Origin of the sequence: Agrobacterium sp. InxBP2, assembly GCF_026191755.1 — a bacterium.
In the GTDB taxonomy this organism is placed as follows: Bacteria; Pseudomonadota; Alphaproteobacteria; order Rhizobiales; family Rhizobiaceae; genus Agrobacterium; species Agrobacterium pusense.
In genome coordinates, this window is record NZ_JAINDY010000036.1 from 292766 (window position 1) to 307574 (window position 14809).

Here is a 14809-nt window from a genome sequence, read left to right on the forward strand (position 1 = left end):
TCACAGGGCGTGTCCGGAACGAACTTCCCAAGCATCTCTTGTCTTCCTTCGAAAGACGATCCTATAAAGGAAGAATAGCAAGGAAGGTTCGAATGCAGGGCACAGAGATCGCAAGCCTTATCCACCGCGTCGGCATGGGTGATCGTTCAGCATTCGTCTCGCTTTACCAGGCAACAAGCCCGAAGCTTTTTGCGATCTGCCTGAAAATCCTGCGGGACAGAACGGACGCCGAGGAGGCGCTGCAGGAAATTTATATCAAGGTGTGGCAGCGCGCCCGCACATTTGCCGCTAGTGCCGGCAAACCGGCGACATGGCTCGCCACCATCGCGCGCAACCACGCCATAGACACGATTCGCGCCCGCAGACCTGCTGGCGATGACATTGACGAGGCATATGACCTCGTCGACGAAAGCGTTCGCGATCCTGAACAGAATGTTGTTCTGGCGGATGAAGGCCGCAGGATCGACGACTGCATGCGGGAACTTGAGACTGTGCACGCACAGGCAATACGCCGGGCGTATGTCGAGGGTCTGAGCTATCTCGAACTCGCCGACGAATTACGCGTGCCACTGAATACGGTTAGAACCTGGCTGCGGCGCAGTCTTCTCAAACTCAGAGAGTGCATGCAGCGATGACGACGGGCGACCACAGCGGCGGAATGCACTCGCGCGATGAAATACTCGCAGGCGAATATGTGCTCGGTGTCCTGCCGCTTGAAAAGCGCCGCGAAGTGGAACAGCGTATCCAGGAGGACAGGGTCTTCGCGCAACTGGTGCAGCGCTGGGAGACCGAGTTTTCAGACTTTAACGCCGATTACCAGGAAGAGACGCCCAGCGCCGCTATTCTTGCCCGTATTCAAGAGCGTCTGTTCGGCAGCAGAGCGGTCAACACGAATGGCACCTTGTGGAACTCCGCATCTTTCTGGCGCTGGATATCCGTAGCCACCAGCGCAACCGCCGTGGCTGCCGTCGTTTATGCCGCGTTCCCGGAACAACGGGACGGCACAAGCCCGCTTGTGGCCGAGCTTGCGACAACCGACAGCCAAGTCAATCTCCTCGCGTCCTACGACGCGGAATCGGGCCGAATGCGTATCGTTCCCGTGGCGACCGGAAAGACGGACGAAAAGTCACTGGAACTGTGGCTCGTCATGGACGGCGGCAAGACCCGCTCGCTCGGCGTTTTCCAGCCCGGCACGAATGGCGACCTCGTCATTCCCGCCGACATGCGTGGCAATATAAAGGAAGGTACGACTTTCGCGATCAGTGTCGAACCATTCGGTGGTTCACCGACCGGTCAGGCAACCGGTCCGGTCATTGCTGTCGGCACCGCCCGGTGGGGTTGATGCCCCAGTGGGCCGTCTCCAGCCATGGTATTGTCATGCTGCCGCCGGAGAAGAAAAATGCGGTTCCCTTGTCCAGCATGGCGCAGAACCCAGGACTGGCAAGGGTGATCCGCCGTATCTGAAGCGAAACGCCGCGCTGCTGCGGCCGTTCTCAATTTTACCGCCACCGCCATCCGTCTTTTCGCAACGTGCTGCAGCCCAACACGTAACCTACACCCGCGGCAAGGCAAAGTGAAGCCCAAGGACTTCTGCCGATCGCGCTACGTGCGGCACGGCGATTGATCCGGGCAACCGCATTTACAGACACCAAAGCCCGTGAAGCGGTTTCGCCAGCACGGACTTTCAAACTGTCGATCTCGGCGCGCAGTGCGTTTATCTCATCGCTCAATTGCGCTGCAAGGCTGTCATCGCGCTCCGCTACCTCTGCAAGCGCCGCGTCAACGAGGGGAGCGTCGGAGATTTGCGGCTGGACACCCGCGGGGTTCGGCTGTCCGTTGCCCTCTGATGCCGCGGGAACAGAACTGCCATGTTGTTGAAAGGTATTTTGGTTCATCGAAGCCTCCTTGATCAGCATCTAACCCGCGCCTCTCTCGGATGTTCCAGGACGAATGATTGCTTTGCGTCGCGTAAAGCCCTGGCCGGTGGGTCTTGCGAACACTTGCTTCAGCTATCGCACAACACCGGGACCGCGCCTCCTCAGACGCCGCCAACAATGGGTCTAACTGTCGAAGGTTCTTTAGAGGCCGGCGACGCGAGACAAGACACATCGCAGACAGGGAATCGGTCTTGAATCCGGATTTGCCAGCGACGGCGATCGGGGGTGAAACTTTTTTGAGCGCGACGAGTTTGGTTCACGAGCAATGAAGCTCGCATTTCCCACAGCATGCAGTCATCCGCCATGCGGAGAATCTGCCCCCTTTCGGAGGAGATACCGTGAACTCTATCATTTACCTAGTCGGGCTGGTCGTGGTCGTCCTGTTCATTCTCTCACTGTTGGGGTTACGCTAATGGTTGATCCAATCGTTACTGACGCCAATCGGAGCTACGTCGACTGGCCTGCCATTTTTGCCGGTGCGTTTATTGCCTCCGGGGCAATGGCGGTTCTCACCGCGTTTGCCAGCGGATTGGGACTGAGTTCAATCTCGGCGGACAATGGCGGTGAGATCAGTTCAGTCTGGCTGATCATAACCGGCCTCTTCGTGGTCGTTTCTATGGTCGGCTCTTACATGCTGGGCGGTTACATCACCGGCCGGATGCGCAGACCCGCAGGGCAGGCGGACCGAAACGAATTGACCGTTCGTGACGGCCTGAATGGGCTGGTGGTTTGGGGGATTGGAACGGTCGTCTCGGCATTCCTGGCCCTGGGCGTTATTTCAGGTGGTGCAAGAGCTGTTGGAAGCGCCGCCCAGACAGCAATTGAGGCAACCGGAACGGCGGTTGGTGGAGCGGCGCAAGGCGTCGGACAGGTCGCCGGGGGAATCGTTTCAGGAGCCGGCAGTGCCGCTGGCGGTATCGCGCAAGGGGCCGGGCAGGCAGCAGCGCCCAGCATTGAGCAGATGCTTCCGCAGGGCCTCAGGGCCAATCCGCTCGATTATTTTACTGATACGCTGTTGCGAATGGACGGACAGGCAGCGTCGCCGCAGGCCGATCAAACCGTCGGTGACTACCAGCGGCAAATAAGCGGCATCCTGGGAAATCTGCTGTCGACAGGCGAAATTTCCGACGCTGACAGAAACTGGCTCACGACACAGATTGCTACGCGTACCGGCATCAGCCAGACCGATGCCCAGAACAGGGTCAATCAGACGGTGGAGCGGGTGCAGGCCGTACGGACGGAAGCGCAGCAAAAAGTCGATGAGGCCCAAAAGCGCGTCGACGAAATGAAGGCGCAGGCAGAGAAAGCGCTGGAGGATGCCAAGAGGCAGGCGGCTGACGTTGCGGAGAAAGCACGAATCACCGGCATTCTGACCGCATTTTTATTGGCGGCTTCAGCAATCGTGTCCTCTGCAGCAGCTTACATCGGCGCTGTTCACGGTGGTCGACATAGGGATGAAGGAAGAATCTGGGGCGGACTCGCCTACAGGAGATAGCCCTTCATATCTGCAAACGAGTCCCGCCCGTCTCGGGCGGGGCCCCGATCATAAGCCATTCCGCGCTCTTCGGCCTCATTACGCCGCGCCATCATCATCCTTCGACATTTCCGCCTCAATGACGCAGATCACACCGCTCTTCTCGTAGACGAATTTCGTCTCGCCCTTCAATTCGGCGGACAGAAGCCGCTCAATGAGAGTCGAACCGAAACCCCTGCGCCGGGGCGGAGCAACCTCCGGCCCCCCTCGCTCCTCCCACACAATCCGCAGGCGGTTGTCTGCAAGAGGCTCGAATTGCCACGAGATGGATACCTGGCCGCCAGGCGCGGACAGTGCACCGTATTTTGCCGCGTTGGTCGCCAGTTCGTGGAGAGCAAGGGAAAGTGACACGACCGCTCTCGGGGGCAAGGGAACGCTAGGCCCGCCAATCTGAAAGGCGTCGACGGGATAAGGTGACAAGGCCTGCTGCATGACGGCCTTGAGATCTGCGTGCTGCCAATCGGCGTGCACCAGCAGGTCCTGCGCTCTGCTCAGCGACGTCAATCTGCTGGTGAAGGCTTCCACCTCCTCGTGGTTTGCCTTGTCGCGACCAAGCGTTTGTCTCGCAATTGCCGTCACAGTCGCAAGGACGTTCTTGACGCGATGATGGAGTTCATTGACGAGAATGGATTTCAGCCGCTCTGCATCCTTGCGGGCGGTGATGTCGTGCGCCGTCTTGGAGGCGCCTATAACACGTCCGTTGGCGTCGCGGATCGGCGACACGCTGAGAAGCACCTCGACAAGCCGCCCGTCCTTTCGACGACGCTGCGTCTCGTAGGGTTCAACGAAACGGCCTGCCCTGACCTCCGTGAGGATCCTCGGCTCCTCTTCCTGCCTCCCATCCGGCACCAACATCAGCACCGACCGGCCGACGACTTCATCCTGCGAATAACCATAGAGCTTTTCCGCAGCTGCGTTCCAGCTGGTGATCTTCATATCGAGATCGATGCCCATAATCGCGTCATTGGAAGAGGCGATCATCGATGCGAGGTGTTTCTCGATCTCCTGCGCGTGTCGTCTCTCGCCGATATCGACCGAAATGGCGACAGCTTGCGACATGTTTCCCCCGTCATCGCGGATTGCGGAGACCGAGTTCGCGACCCACACCAGACTTCCGTCACCACGGACGTAGCGCTTTTCTATCTCGAAGCTTTCACCGGTCTGAACCATGTGCTGGAACAGGCGCTGGTTTTCGGGAAGATCGTCGGCAAACGTAATCTCCTGCATGCGGATGCCGATCAGCTCGTCCCTCGGCCGACCGACGATCCGACAGAAATGATCGTTCACGCTGAGGAGTTTTCCGGTCAGATCGCCGAGGGCTATGCCAGCGGCCGACTGCGCGAAGATGGCCCTTAGACGCTCCTCGCTCTCTCGCAAAGCCGCGTCCGCCTTCACCCGCTCGGTCGTTTCGTTGACGATGCAGAACACACCACGCACGGTGCCGTCCTGATCCGCGACCGGAGAATACGAAATGTCGAAGTACACCGTTTCGGGGTAACCGTGTCTTTCGATATAAAATGGCCTGTCTTTTGCGGCGACCGTTTCTCCCTTCGCAAGGACGCGCTTCAACAGCGGCTCGAGGTCATCCCAGAGTTCGTTCCAGTGTTCTCGAGCGGGTCTGCCGAATGCGTGTGGGTGCTTGTTGCCTATGGTTGGCGCGTAGGCGTCGTTGTAGAACGCGACAAACTCCGGCCCCCAGAACATCACGATCTGCGCCTGTGAGGGAAGCATGATGCCGATGGCGGCATGCAGACAGGCAGGCCATTCCGATTTCGGGCCAAGTGGCCCTGATGCCCAGTCCACTGTGTCGAGGAGGCTGGATACGGGAACTGCGAGCGTGTTAACCTTGTCCAGGACGACGATCTCCACCTGAGGATTTATAGAAGTAGCCTATAGAACTTTCGGGTGCGAGCAAAGTGTCTGTCACGGTTGCGGCATGTTTCCTGTGTCTGACCGTCGATATCAGCCGAAAGTCATAATGGCCGATCGTATCTCAATCAAAGCCCCATATATCTCAATCCGAGCGGCCCACCCCCGATCACCTCCGCCTGACTCTTGCAATCCAGAGTCCTTTTTGGTGTGTCACTGGACCGTCTCCCTGCCCTGCATGAATACACGCATGAAGGAACGAGATGAAATGCAGGGCGGCGCAGACTCCGCCGCCCTTTTGCCCTTTGCGATCAGCCACGTTGTGAATCGAGCTGTTCGTTGTTCTTTTCGACTTCCTGCGCCTTCATGTAGCTTTCGATCAGAAGCTGATAGGGAGGGAAGATCTTCGTGTAGACTTCCGCCCATTCCTGGGCATCGTCCCGGTGCCACGTCTTTTGAAGTTCGGAAGCCACCGCGGCGGTGTCCATTGGCACCACACCCGCCTGAACGACTCGGGCCAAAGTGATTTCCTGGGCCATCTTGGAGTAGGTTCCGGATGCATCGACCACGGCAAAAACCCTGTAGCCATCCTGAACGGCACTGATGGCTGGAAAGGCCATGCATACGCTGGTGATGGTACCGGCAATGATCAGGGTCTTGCGACCGGTCGCCTTGACGGCGGCGACGAAATCCGGATTGTCCCAGGCATTGATCTCGCCACGACGCGCCACATATTGCGCATGTGGTGCATTTTCATGAATTTCCGGGATCAGCGGACCGTTGGGCCCCTGCGGTACTGATGCCGTGGTGATAACAGGCATCTTCGTCAGCGTCGCCATTCTGGCAAGTGCTATGGCATGGTTGCGCAGAACAGGCATCGGCATATCCGCCACCGTCTGGAACAGACCGCTCTGGTGGTCGATCAAAAGCATCACCGCATCATCGGGATCGATGACAGGCCGCTGGCCGTTAAAATTGGCTGGTGTACTCATTTCAAGTCTCCTTGGTTGGTAAGCATGGACTTGGGGAAGGAAATCACTTGCCCCGATAAGGCCCGCGGCCCTTGCAAAGCCGCGGGAATGGCTCATGCAGGAATGCCGCCAAATTTTCCGGCTCGGAAATCCACGAAGGCTTCGCGCAATTCCTCAGGCGTGTTCATGACGAACGGCCCCTGCATCGCAACCGGCTCGCCAAGTGGCATACCGCTCAGCAGAAGCACCGTCGCGTCGCTGTCGGCGGTGATGTCGAAGCCGCCTCCCTCGCGATCAAGCATGACGAACTGGGCGTCTCGCGCCGATCGTGTCCCATTTACGGTGACAGTTCCGCGAAGTACGGCAAGACCGGCGCTGTGGCCCTCCGGCAGATCGAATCTCGCGAGTCCGCCCTGCTTCAGACGCAGATCCCAGACGTTGATCGGCGTGAAAGTACGCGCCGGTCCGTTGTGTCCAGCATACTCGCCGGCGATGACACGAACAGTTCCGGCATTGGCAGGCAACACCACGGCGGGAATATCCCCGTCGAGTACGGTCTGATAAGCGGGCGGCGCGGACTTGTCCCTCGCGGGCAGGTTCACCCAGAGCTGCACCATTTCCAGCGTACCGCCCTGTTTCGTAAAGGCACGGGAATGACGTTCCTCGTGCAGGATACCCGCAGCCGCGGTCATCCATTGGACATCGCCCGGGCCGATCAGACCACCGCTTCCGGTCGAGTCGCGATGTTCCACTTCGCCCTGATAGACGATGGTCACTGTTTCGAACCCGCGATGCGGATGGGCGCCAACGCCCCGCGGCGCGCTACCAGGCTCAAACCGTTGCGGTCCGGCATAATCAAGATGCAGGAAGGGGCTGATATGTTCGCCCTGGGTCATCTGGGAAAGCATGGAGCGGACCGGGAACCCGTCCCCGACCCAATGCGGCGATGTGCTGCTGTAAACGCCAAGAACCTGTCTCATCATTGTCTCCTGAGTGCCCTTCTCTTTGCGAAGGGCCGCTGGTGATCGTGTGAGAGCAAAATAATTCTGGAACAAACTGGCCGGTAGATCGGAAATCAGGATATACTGTCCTGAAAACAGGACAATTAAAGGCCGTACCATGCCCGATCTGAACGATCTGCGCCTCTTCGTCGACGTTGTGGAACAGGGCGGTTTTTCGGCCGCCGCAAGGAAACTGGACGTCCCCCGCTCGCGGCTGAGCCGCCGCATCGGCCTGCTGGAGGAGAATCTCGGCGTGAGGCTGGTGCAGCGCACGACCCGGCAGTTTGCAGTTACCGAAATCGGCCAGGAATTTTACCGCCATTGTCTAGCGATGGTGGTGGAGGCGGAAGCGGCACTGGAAGTGATCGACCGCCGGCGAGCGGAACCGCAGGGCACGGTGCGGGTGAGCTGTCCCGCATCGGTGATCTATTTTCAGGTTGGAGAAATGATCGCCCGCTTCATGGCCGAATTTCCCAAAGTGAAAGTCCATCTGGAAAGCACGAACCGACGGGTGGATGTGATCCGCGAGGGTTTCGACCTTGCCATCCGGGTGCGTTTCCCTCCGCTTGAAGACAGCGATCTCGTCATCCGCAAGCTGGCGGAAAGCGAACAGCGGTTGGTCGCAAGCCCCAGCATTGTCAAATCACACATCACCATTCCGGCCGATCTCGTCAACATGCCCGGCCTTGCCTGGGGTTCATCCCACAGCAGTTTCGAATGGAACCTGCTTGGTCCCAATGGCGCCTCCGCGGCCATTCCCTATCAGCCGCTGCTGATTACCGACGACATGGTGGCCCTGCGGCTTGCCACACTCCGGGGCATCGGTGTCTGCCAGTTTCCCACCATGGTCATCAGGGAGGATATGGCGATGGGGAGGCTGATCGACCTCCTTCCAGACTGGGCGCCACGAAGCGGCATCATCCATGCCGCCTTCCCTTCACGGCGCGGGCTGCTGCCATCCGTGCGCGCGCTTCTGGACTTTCTGGCGGATGAATATGCAAGACTTTCGGCTTTCGAGAGACAGCAAATTTTACCGTGAACCCCGCACAGGTGACCGTTGAACGTGCACGCTGGTTTCTGCGCACGTTGCGTAGTCAACGGTCAAACGGCCCCAATCCAGTATCAGTTTCTCCCGATCCTCACCTTTGGACTGCTGCCTGGATGCCGCTTGCAGCTATCGATCAAGTTCCGCCGACCGAATGGAATGGCGTTATTGTCGCCCGCGCCAACCATACGCAAGATAAGGAATCGTGCGCCGAACCGGCAGCCACGTGCCGCTACGTGTCACGCCCTTGCGATTTGCCATACAGCGATCGCAGCTGTTGCAGCCGGTATTGTGACGACAATCACGAAGATGGGCAGTTCCTGCATCACCGTGTAACCCGCTTTGGTCACGCCCACCCACATATTAACCAGCGCCATCGCAAGCCAGAGGGGAATGAAAGCTTTCGCGGCGACAGCCACACTTGCCGAATCCTCGCCCCACAGCCAACCGAACAGGCAGAATACACCGAACAGGGCAATGCCGCCCAGAATCACCAACATCATATGCATGATGCCAACCTTTCATGCCTCGCAGGCGAGAACGGGCGCTGAAGCCCGTTCCCCCAGTCGTTACTTGGTCGTATAGCCGCCGTTGACGAGAATGGTTTGGCCCGTCATCCACCAACCATCCGAGACCATAAAACGGATGTAGGGGACGATGTCCTCGATGTCGGTAAGTCCCGTCTTGGAGAAACCGGAGAGCGCCGCCGCGGTCTTATGGTAGGCGACGGCATCCGCTCCTTCGGCGGGATAGAAAAACGGGGTGTCCATCGGGCCGGGCCCGATCGCCGTGACCGAGATGCCGCGCTCACCGAACTCCTTCGAGGCTGCGCGGGTGAAATGCTCGACCGGCGCCTTGGTGCCGGCATAGCTCGCATAGAAAGGTGTGAAAGCGCCGAGCAATGAGGTCACCAGCGTTACCAGCTTGCCGTTGTCATTAAGGTGCCTGCCGGCTTCCTTGATGAAGAAGAATGCGGTTTTCGCGTTGACGGCACTCATTTCATCATATTCGGCTTCAGATATCTCCAGGATTGGCTTCTTAAGGACCTTACCCACCGTGTTGATTGCAATGTCAGGGCGGCCGATGGCAGCGACAGCCTCGCCGAACAGCTTTTCGACGGCGCCCGCCGTTGTCAGGTCGGCTTGCAATGCCACTGCCTCGGCACCGGCCGCCTTGACTGCGGCCACTGTTGCATCCGCCTCCCCTTTGGTGGCAGCGCTGTTATAATGGATCGCGATTGCTTTTGCGCCGTGTGAGGCGAGATCGCGCGCTATCAGCCCGCCCAAATTCTTGGCGCCCCCGGCGATGATGACGGTTTTACCCTTGATGCTGTGATCGGTCATGGATGGCCTCCTTTTGCAGATGGGCAGCCGCATCTGCGTCCGCCGTCGCCAGCCAGAGTATCGTCTGGATTTTCGTGATAAAGTCATCCATTCTGGTTTCACTTGTTTGAAACCCCGCACAATCTGAGGCTCTTGTGGATCGCATCGACCTCTTTCGTGTGTTCACCCGCGTTGTGGAGTGCTCAAGCTTTACACGTGCAGCAGACACACTCGGCCTGCCACGGTCTACGGTTTCGGCTGCCGTTCTGGAACTGGAGGCGCGCGTCGGCGCCCGCCTGCTGCACCGGACCACCCGCAAGGTTTCAGCAACGCAGGATGGGTTGGCTTTTTACGAGAGGTGCCAGCGCATTGTCTCGGATGTCGAGGACACCGAGAACATCTTCCGACAAACCATCTCACGGCCATCGGGCAGGCTGAGGATCGACGTTCCGGGCCGGATCGGCCGGTTGATAATCGCGCCCGCCTTGCCGGATTTCCTTCATCGATTCCCTTTGATCGATATCGAGCTGGGGGTTACCGACCGCGCAGTCAATCTCATTGAAGAGAGTGTGGATTGTGTTTTGCGGGTCGGTGCCTTGACCGACTCCGGTTTGATCGCGCGACAGATAGGCAGGCTGCCACTCATCAACGTCGGCAGCCCAGCCTATTTTGCCGCGCATGGCACACCTTTCGCCCCGGACGATCTGTCGCAACATTGGGCAATTAACTACGCATCTCCTTCCACGGGGAGAATTGAAAGCTGGGAATGGCTGGAAAACGACACCGTTCGCTCGATGTCTATGCGTGCCCGCGTGACGGTCAACAGTGCAGAGGCCTATATTGCATGTTGTCTGGCAGGAATGGGTCTTATTCAGATACCTGCCTACGACGTCCGAGATCACTTGCAAAACGGCGCCCTCATCGAGGTGATGCCGGATTACAGGGCCCAATCTTTGCCCATGGCGTTGCTCTATCCACACAGGCAGCACCTCTCCCATCGTTTGCAGGTCTTCATAGACTGGTTGGAGGCACTGCTTAAACGGGAGCTCCTGAGCGACGCCATTCTTCTTGAGGATTGACCTGGGACCGAGATAAAAATGAGATTGTCCGCCAGCGGACCGATCACGCAAGACAACTGACACCCAGGCAAATCACCACCGCGATAATGCTGGCGGCGGAGGCTCCATGACGCGCCCTCAACGGATGTGTCACCTTCCGGCATGATGGACACAGGCCGAAACAGTCATCATAGTGCAGCAATAGAGCGACGCTACGGTCCGTCACTGAATGGCGTCACGGGCAGAGGCCGGCTCTTCCGAGAGCGAAGAGAAAGTTCGGGCAACCATCCCTGCCTCGGCCATTATGGGATTCACTGGCCTGCCGGCTCAGCTGGATGCTCTTCTCATGTTAACGCGGTGCGCCGCCCTGGAGGACAAGGCTAATGAAAACGAGATTTCTCGGTGGGACTGTCCTCGCTTTGGTGCTCTCCACCGCAATTGCCTCCGCTCAGCAGGCCTCTGACACTGTCGCGCCCGAAAAAGCGACGGGAGCTGCAACTGCCAGACGTGTCGAGTCAAAGAGCTTCATGGTCGCCGCGGCCAATCCGCTCGCGGCTGAGGCGGGACGCGAGGTGATCGCAGCGGGCGGAAACGCCATAGATGCGATGGTGGCGGTGCAGACCGTGCTGGGCCTTGTCGAACCGCAGAGTTCCGGTCTCGGCGGCGGTGCCTTCCTGGTTTATTACCATGCAAAAAGCGGCAAGTTGACGACGTTGGACGGCCGCGAGACGGCGCCACGGGAAGCTACGCCTAAGCTCTTCCTGGATGATAAAGGTCAGCCGCTTAAATTCCTGGACGCAGTCATTGACGGCCGTTCCGTTGGCACGCCGGGAACGGTGCGACTTCTGGAGGAAGCCCATAAACGGTATGGAGAAGCGGAATGGGCGAGCCTTCTGAAGCCCGCCGAAAAGCTGGCGACCGAGGGGTTCAAAGTATCACCGCGTCTTGCCTCCCTCATCGCTTCGGAGGGCGACCGGCTGAAGAAATATGCAGAAGCCCGGTCATATTTCTTCGACGCCTCAGGGGCCGCCCTGCAAACCGGTGCCGTGTTGAAGAACCCGGCCTATGCCGAAACGCTTGCCGTGCTTGCCAAAGGCGGCGCCGACGCTTTTTACAAGGGGACAATCGCCGAGGCGATCGTCAAGACCGTGCGCGAAGCCGCCGACAATCCGGGCGTCTTGTCGCTGACCGACCTGTCCAACTATCGTGTGATCGAGCGCGCACCGGTCTGCTTCAATTATCGCGCTCTTGATGTGTGCGGGATGGGACCGCCGTCTTCGGGTGCCGTCGCCATCGGTCAAATACTCGGCCTGTCGGAGAATTTCGACCTGAAGAGCCTGGGGCCGAAGAATGTCGAAAGCTGGCGCATTATCGGCGATGCGCAACGCCTCGCCTTTGCCGACCGCGAGCGTTATGTCGCTGACGCCGATTTCGTTCCCCTGCCGATCAAGGGCCTGCTGGACAAGAGCTACCTAAGCGAAAGGGCAAAGCTGCTCGATGGCGACAAGGCGTTGGCCAAGGATGCCGTCAAGGCCGGCGAGCCTGAATGGGACCACGCGCTCCTTTTGGGCCGGGATGCCGCGCTCGAGTTGCCCTCTACGAGCCATTTTGTCATTGCCGACAAGGACGGCAATGTGGTCTCTATGACGACGACAATCGAAAACGGCTTCGGCTCGCGTCTGATGACGAATGGTTTCCTGCTCAATAACGAGTTGACAGACTTCTCGTTCAAGACTCACGACGGCGGCCTGCCGGTCGCCAACCGCGTTGAGCCCGGTAAACGGCCGCGCTCGTCGATGGCCCCGACTATCGTGATGAAGGATGGAAGACCCTTGCTCGCCATTGGTTCACCCGGCGGCAGCCAGATCATCGGCTATGTGGCACAGGCGCTGATCGCCTACATTGACTGGGGCATGCCCGTTGAGGCGATCGTCGCCCAGCCACATCTCATCAACCGGTTCGGCACATACGATGTCGAGGCCGGCACCAGCGCAGAAGATCTGGTGGGATCGCTCAAGGCGCTGGGTTACGAGGTAAAACCGGGTGAAATGAATTCCGGTTTGCATGCCATTGAGATGACCCCCAAGTGGTTGGCCGGCAGCGCCGATCCCCGGCGCGAGGGAGCCGTTGTCGGAGAGTGAATGCGTCACGGCCACGAGCACCAGAACAGCGTGGAGGGTGTCTATCCGCCAAGATTACAGGCACGAGCCGACACCTCCCATATGATCTGGATACCTGACTAACGCCGCAGCCCATCCATGACCAGCCGGACGATCCTGTGCGCGCGGTCACGCCAATCCGGCCCTTCCGGTATGGAATAGATGCCGAAGAGCGCGTTCAGGACATCCGCACCTGCGATGTCTCCCTTTACGGCGTCAGCCTTGACGGCATTGTCGAGTAGCTCCTCGAACGCCGTATGCAACAGCTTCGAGCCCTCCGCAAAAAGGGCGGAGTTGGAGGTGAACAGGAGTTTCAGACTGTTGGCCATGCCCCTTTTTGCCGCCATGTAGCTAACAAACCGGTTCATCCATTCTTCAACGGCTTTCGCGGGCTCTTCTTCCCGGATCAGGTCGCGCGCGGCCGTCGCAAGAATTTCCAGCTCGCGCCGATAGACGCCCTCCACCAGATGTTCGCGCGTCGGGAAGTGCCGGTACAGCGTCCCTATGCCAACGCCTGCACGCCTGGCAATATCTTCCAGCGAAGCCGCCGCGCCCTGCTCTGAAAATGCCAGCGCCGCGACTTCAATCAGCTTTTCCCGATTTCGCCGGGCGTCTGCACGCAAAGGGGCCGGTTCAACCGGAGGCGTTTGCTCCTTGGGCACGTGAAAGGCCGCTCCATTAAAAAATAGCTTGACGGACGACTGCAAGCCACTAAGTTAAACGGAGGCGCCTCCGTTTATGGGTGCGCCATTCGCTTCTTTAAATCAGATATGAGGCGGATGTCATGCTGAAATCAACGATTGGCGCTGATGAGCTCCCGACAACTCCAGAGTTCCTGAGGAACTTAACCTTCTGTCGCTCATTCTGATGTCACAATGCAGGAGGCACTTATGACACGATCGGCCGATAGCATCAGACATAACGATAATCCCGCAGATTGGTTGCGTCGCAGTGCCGATGCCTCAATCTTGGCAACACCGCAGCAAGCTTTTTCCACTGACAGGGCCTACGACGTCCTGAACTTTGCCATCGAGACCATGAAGGCAGGGCTTGAGGTGGCGCTGTGCACCTTGGTGGAGATACGCGGAGGCTCGTCCCGGCCGCTTGGCGCGCATATGGCGGTCGCGGAGGATGGCAGGTACTGCGGATATGTTTCTGGCGGATGCACGGAAGCGGCTATCGCCGCTGAAGCCTTGCAAGCCATGAAGAGCGGCCATGATCGCTTCGTCATGCTGGGCGAAGGCTCGCCGTTCTTCGATATCGTGCTGCCCTGCGGAGGCGGCATTACGGTTGCGATTCATCTTGTCAGGAACGTTGAACCGCTCTGTTCCACCAACATGCAGGTCGATCACCGGCAATGCGCATCGCTTTGTTATGCACCGGGTCTCGAGCAACTTTCGCCCGGCCTCCAGAGCAAGCCGACCGGCTGGGATGGCGATGCCTTCGTCACCCACTATCGGCCAAAAGTACGGACGGTTTTTTCCGGGCGCTCGCTCGAAGTGGAAAACGCCGTCAGCGTCGCGAGAGCTGCAGGATACGACGTTGTTCTCCTTGAGGATTCGCCGGGAACCAACATCGATGCATCGTTGATTGATCCCGACACGGCCGTTGCAATTCTCCAGCATGATCTGGATCGGGAAATCCCGTTACTTGAGGCCGCTCTGCGCGCATCGCCTTTTTACATTGGCGCACTCGGCAGTTCCCGCACTCATGAGAAACGCGTCGAGCGATTGCGCCAGATGGGTCATTCGGATGAGTCAATCGCCCGGATCAAGGCTCCGATCGGCGTTTTCGGGCGGGCAAGAGACGCTCAGTCACTGGCGCTGTCGGTCATCGCCGACATCGCAGCGTCGCGACAGCTCAACGTAACAAACAGCTAGAGCAGAAGACCGTGGCATCAACAAGCCGACGGC

The 14809-nt window shown here is 58.8% G+C and carries 15 protein-coding genes; 8 read left to right on the top strand and 7 right to left on the bottom strand.

Annotated elements, in window-relative coordinates:
- The first annotated feature begins 92 nt into the window (after nucleotides 1-92).
- The 3 genes from K7A42_RS25570 to K7A42_RS25580 are packed head-to-tail and all read left to right on the top strand — an operon-like array spanning nucleotide 93 to nucleotide 1464.
- Nucleotides 93-635 carry a sigma-70 family RNA polymerase sigma factor gene (locus K7A42_RS25570; protein ID WP_044459366.1) on the top strand — a complete coding sequence of 181 codons (543 nt, stop codon included), beginning with the start codon at nucleotides 93-95 and terminating at the stop codon, nucleotides 633-635.
- The gene (locus K7A42_RS25575) at nucleotides 632-1342 is read left to right on the top strand and encodes an anti-sigma factor domain-containing protein (RefSeq protein WP_004445932.1); all 711 of its coding nucleotides are present in this window, start codon (nucleotides 632-634) and stop codon (nucleotides 1340-1342) included. The genes K7A42_RS25570 and K7A42_RS25575 overlap by 4 nt, the downstream gene beginning before the upstream one ends.
- Complete coding sequence (locus tag K7A42_RS25580; RefSeq protein WP_272951095.1) at nucleotides 1342-1464, top strand: hypothetical protein; 123 nt, start codon at nucleotides 1342-1344, stop codon at nucleotides 1462-1464. Before K7A42_RS25575 ends, K7A42_RS25580 begins: the two co-directional genes overlap by 1 nt.
- A 35-nt stretch (nucleotides 1465-1499) precedes the next feature.
- On the opposite strand, the gene K7A42_RS25585 is transcribed toward K7A42_RS25580, so the two are convergent.
- A complete protein-coding gene (locus K7A42_RS25585; RefSeq protein ID WP_244405731.1) occupies nucleotides 1500-1895 on the bottom strand; it encodes a hypothetical protein in 396 nt (131 codons plus the stop codon).
- Nucleotides 1896-2349: 454 nt separating this feature from the next.
- On the opposite strand from K7A42_RS25585, the gene K7A42_RS25590 reads away from it, so the two are divergent.
- A complete protein-coding gene (locus K7A42_RS25590; protein ID WP_282456145.1) occupies nucleotides 2350-3432 on the top strand; it encodes a hypothetical protein in 1083 nt (360 codons plus the stop codon).
- Between the two features lie 78 nt (nucleotides 3433-3510).
- Here K7A42_RS25590 and K7A42_RS25595 read toward each other — a convergent pair whose 3' ends face one another.
- From K7A42_RS25595 to K7A42_RS25605, 3 genes are all read right to left on the bottom strand, one after another.
- Nucleotides 3511-5340 carry a PAS domain S-box protein gene (locus tag K7A42_RS25595; RefSeq protein WP_282456113.1) on the bottom strand — a complete coding sequence of 610 codons (1830 nt, stop codon included), beginning with the start codon at nucleotides 5338-5340 and terminating at the stop codon, nucleotides 3511-3513.
- 311 nt (nucleotides 5341-5651) lie between these two features.
- On the bottom strand, nucleotides 5652-6332 hold the full coding sequence (locus tag K7A42_RS25600; protein ID WP_282456114.1) for a hydrolase: 681 nt from the start codon (nucleotides 6330-6332) through the stop codon (nucleotides 5652-5654).
- A 92-nt stretch (nucleotides 6333-6424) separates the two neighbouring features.
- Nucleotides 6425-7291, bottom strand: a complete 867-nt coding sequence (locus K7A42_RS25605; RefSeq protein ID WP_282456115.1) for a pirin family protein — start codon at nucleotides 7289-7291, stop codon at nucleotides 6425-6427.
- 139 nt (nucleotides 7292-7430) lie between these two features.
- On the opposite strand from K7A42_RS25605, the gene K7A42_RS25610 reads away from it, so the two are divergent.
- Nucleotides 7431-8351 (top strand): LysR family transcriptional regulator, encoded by a 921-nt coding sequence (locus K7A42_RS25610; RefSeq protein WP_282456116.1) that lies wholly within the window; start codon nucleotides 7431-7433, stop codon nucleotides 8349-8351.
- Nucleotides 8352-8596: 245 nt separating this feature from the next.
- Here K7A42_RS25610 and K7A42_RS25615 read toward each other — a convergent pair whose 3' ends face one another.
- On the bottom strand, nucleotides 8597-8866 hold the full coding sequence (locus K7A42_RS25615) for a hypothetical protein (protein WP_035208647.1): 270 nt from the start codon (nucleotides 8864-8866) through the stop codon (nucleotides 8597-8599).
- 60 nt (nucleotides 8867-8926) lie between these two features.
- On the bottom strand, nucleotides 8927-9700 hold the full coding sequence (locus K7A42_RS25620) for an SDR family oxidoreductase (RefSeq protein ID WP_022563122.1): 774 nt from the start codon (nucleotides 9698-9700) through the stop codon (nucleotides 8927-8929).
- 134 nt (nucleotides 9701-9834) lie between these two features.
- Here K7A42_RS25620 and K7A42_RS25625 point away from each other — a divergent pair, with 134 nt between their 5' ends.
- A complete protein-coding gene (locus K7A42_RS25625) occupies nucleotides 9835-10758 on the top strand; it encodes a LysR family transcriptional regulator (protein ID WP_004445940.1) in 924 nt (307 codons plus the stop codon).
- Between the two features lie 362 nt (nucleotides 10759-11120).
- Nucleotides 11121-12878, top strand: coding sequence for a gamma-glutamyltransferase (gene ggt, locus K7A42_RS25630; RefSeq protein WP_282456117.1), 1758 nt, complete (start codon nucleotides 11121-11123; stop codon nucleotides 12876-12878).
- A 98-nt stretch (nucleotides 12879-12976) separates the two neighbouring features.
- Here ggt and K7A42_RS25635 read toward each other — a convergent pair whose 3' ends face one another.
- Nucleotides 12977-13558: a TetR/AcrR family transcriptional regulator gene (locus K7A42_RS25635; protein ID WP_022563124.1), complete on the bottom strand. Its 582-nt coding sequence runs from the start codon at nucleotides 13556-13558 to the stop codon at nucleotides 12977-12979.
- A 228-nt stretch (nucleotides 13559-13786) separates the two neighbouring features.
- Between K7A42_RS25635 and K7A42_RS25640 the strand changes: the two genes are divergently transcribed.
- Nucleotides 13787-14776 carry an XdhC family protein gene (locus K7A42_RS25640; protein ID WP_282456118.1) on the top strand — a complete coding sequence of 330 codons (990 nt, stop codon included), beginning with the start codon at nucleotides 13787-13789 and terminating at the stop codon, nucleotides 14774-14776.
- Nucleotides 14777-14809 lie beyond the last annotated feature (33 nt).

Bases quoted from the DNA above. Each gene is read 5' to 3' on its own strand.
- K7A42_RS25570 (WP_044459366.1), top strand. From the start codon at position 93: ATGCAGGGCACAGAGATCGCAAGCCTTATCCACCGCGTCGGCATGGGT.
- K7A42_RS25575 (WP_004445932.1), top strand. From the start codon at position 632: ATGACGACGGGCGACCACAGCGGCGGAATGCACTCGCGCGATGAAATA.
- K7A42_RS25580 (WP_272951095.1), top strand. From the start codon at position 1,342: ATGCCCCAGTGGGCCGTCTCCAGCCATGGTATTGTCATGCTGCCGCCG.
- K7A42_RS25585 (WP_244405731.1), bottom strand. From the start codon at position 1,895: ATGAACCAAAATACCTTTCAACAACATGGCAGTTCTGTTCCCGCGGCA.
- K7A42_RS25590 (WP_282456145.1), top strand. From the start codon at position 2,350: ATGGTTGATCCAATCGTTACTGACGCCAATCGGAGCTACGTCGACTGG.
- K7A42_RS25600 (WP_282456114.1), bottom strand. From the start codon at position 6,332: ATGAGTACACCAGCCAATTTTAACGGCCAGCGGCCTGTCATCGATCCC.
- K7A42_RS25605 (WP_282456115.1), bottom strand. From the start codon at position 7,291: ATGAGACAGGTTCTTGGCGTTTACAGCAGCACATCGCCGCATTGGGTC.
- K7A42_RS25610 (WP_282456116.1), top strand. From the start codon at position 7,431: ATGCCCGATCTGAACGATCTGCGCCTCTTCGTCGACGTTGTGGAACAG.
- K7A42_RS25615 (WP_035208647.1), bottom strand. From the start codon at position 8,866: ATGCATATGATGTTGGTGATTCTGGGCGGCATTGCCCTGTTCGGTGTA.
- K7A42_RS25620 (WP_022563122.1), bottom strand. From the start codon at position 9,700: ATGACCGATCACAGCATCAAGGGTAAAACCGTCATCATCGCCGGGGGC.
- ggt (WP_282456117.1), top strand. From the start codon at position 11,121: ATGAAAACGAGATTTCTCGGTGGGACTGTCCTCGCTTTGGTGCTCTCC.
- K7A42_RS25640 (WP_282456118.1), top strand. From the start codon at position 13,787: ATGACACGATCGGCCGATAGCATCAGACATAACGATAATCCCGCAGAT.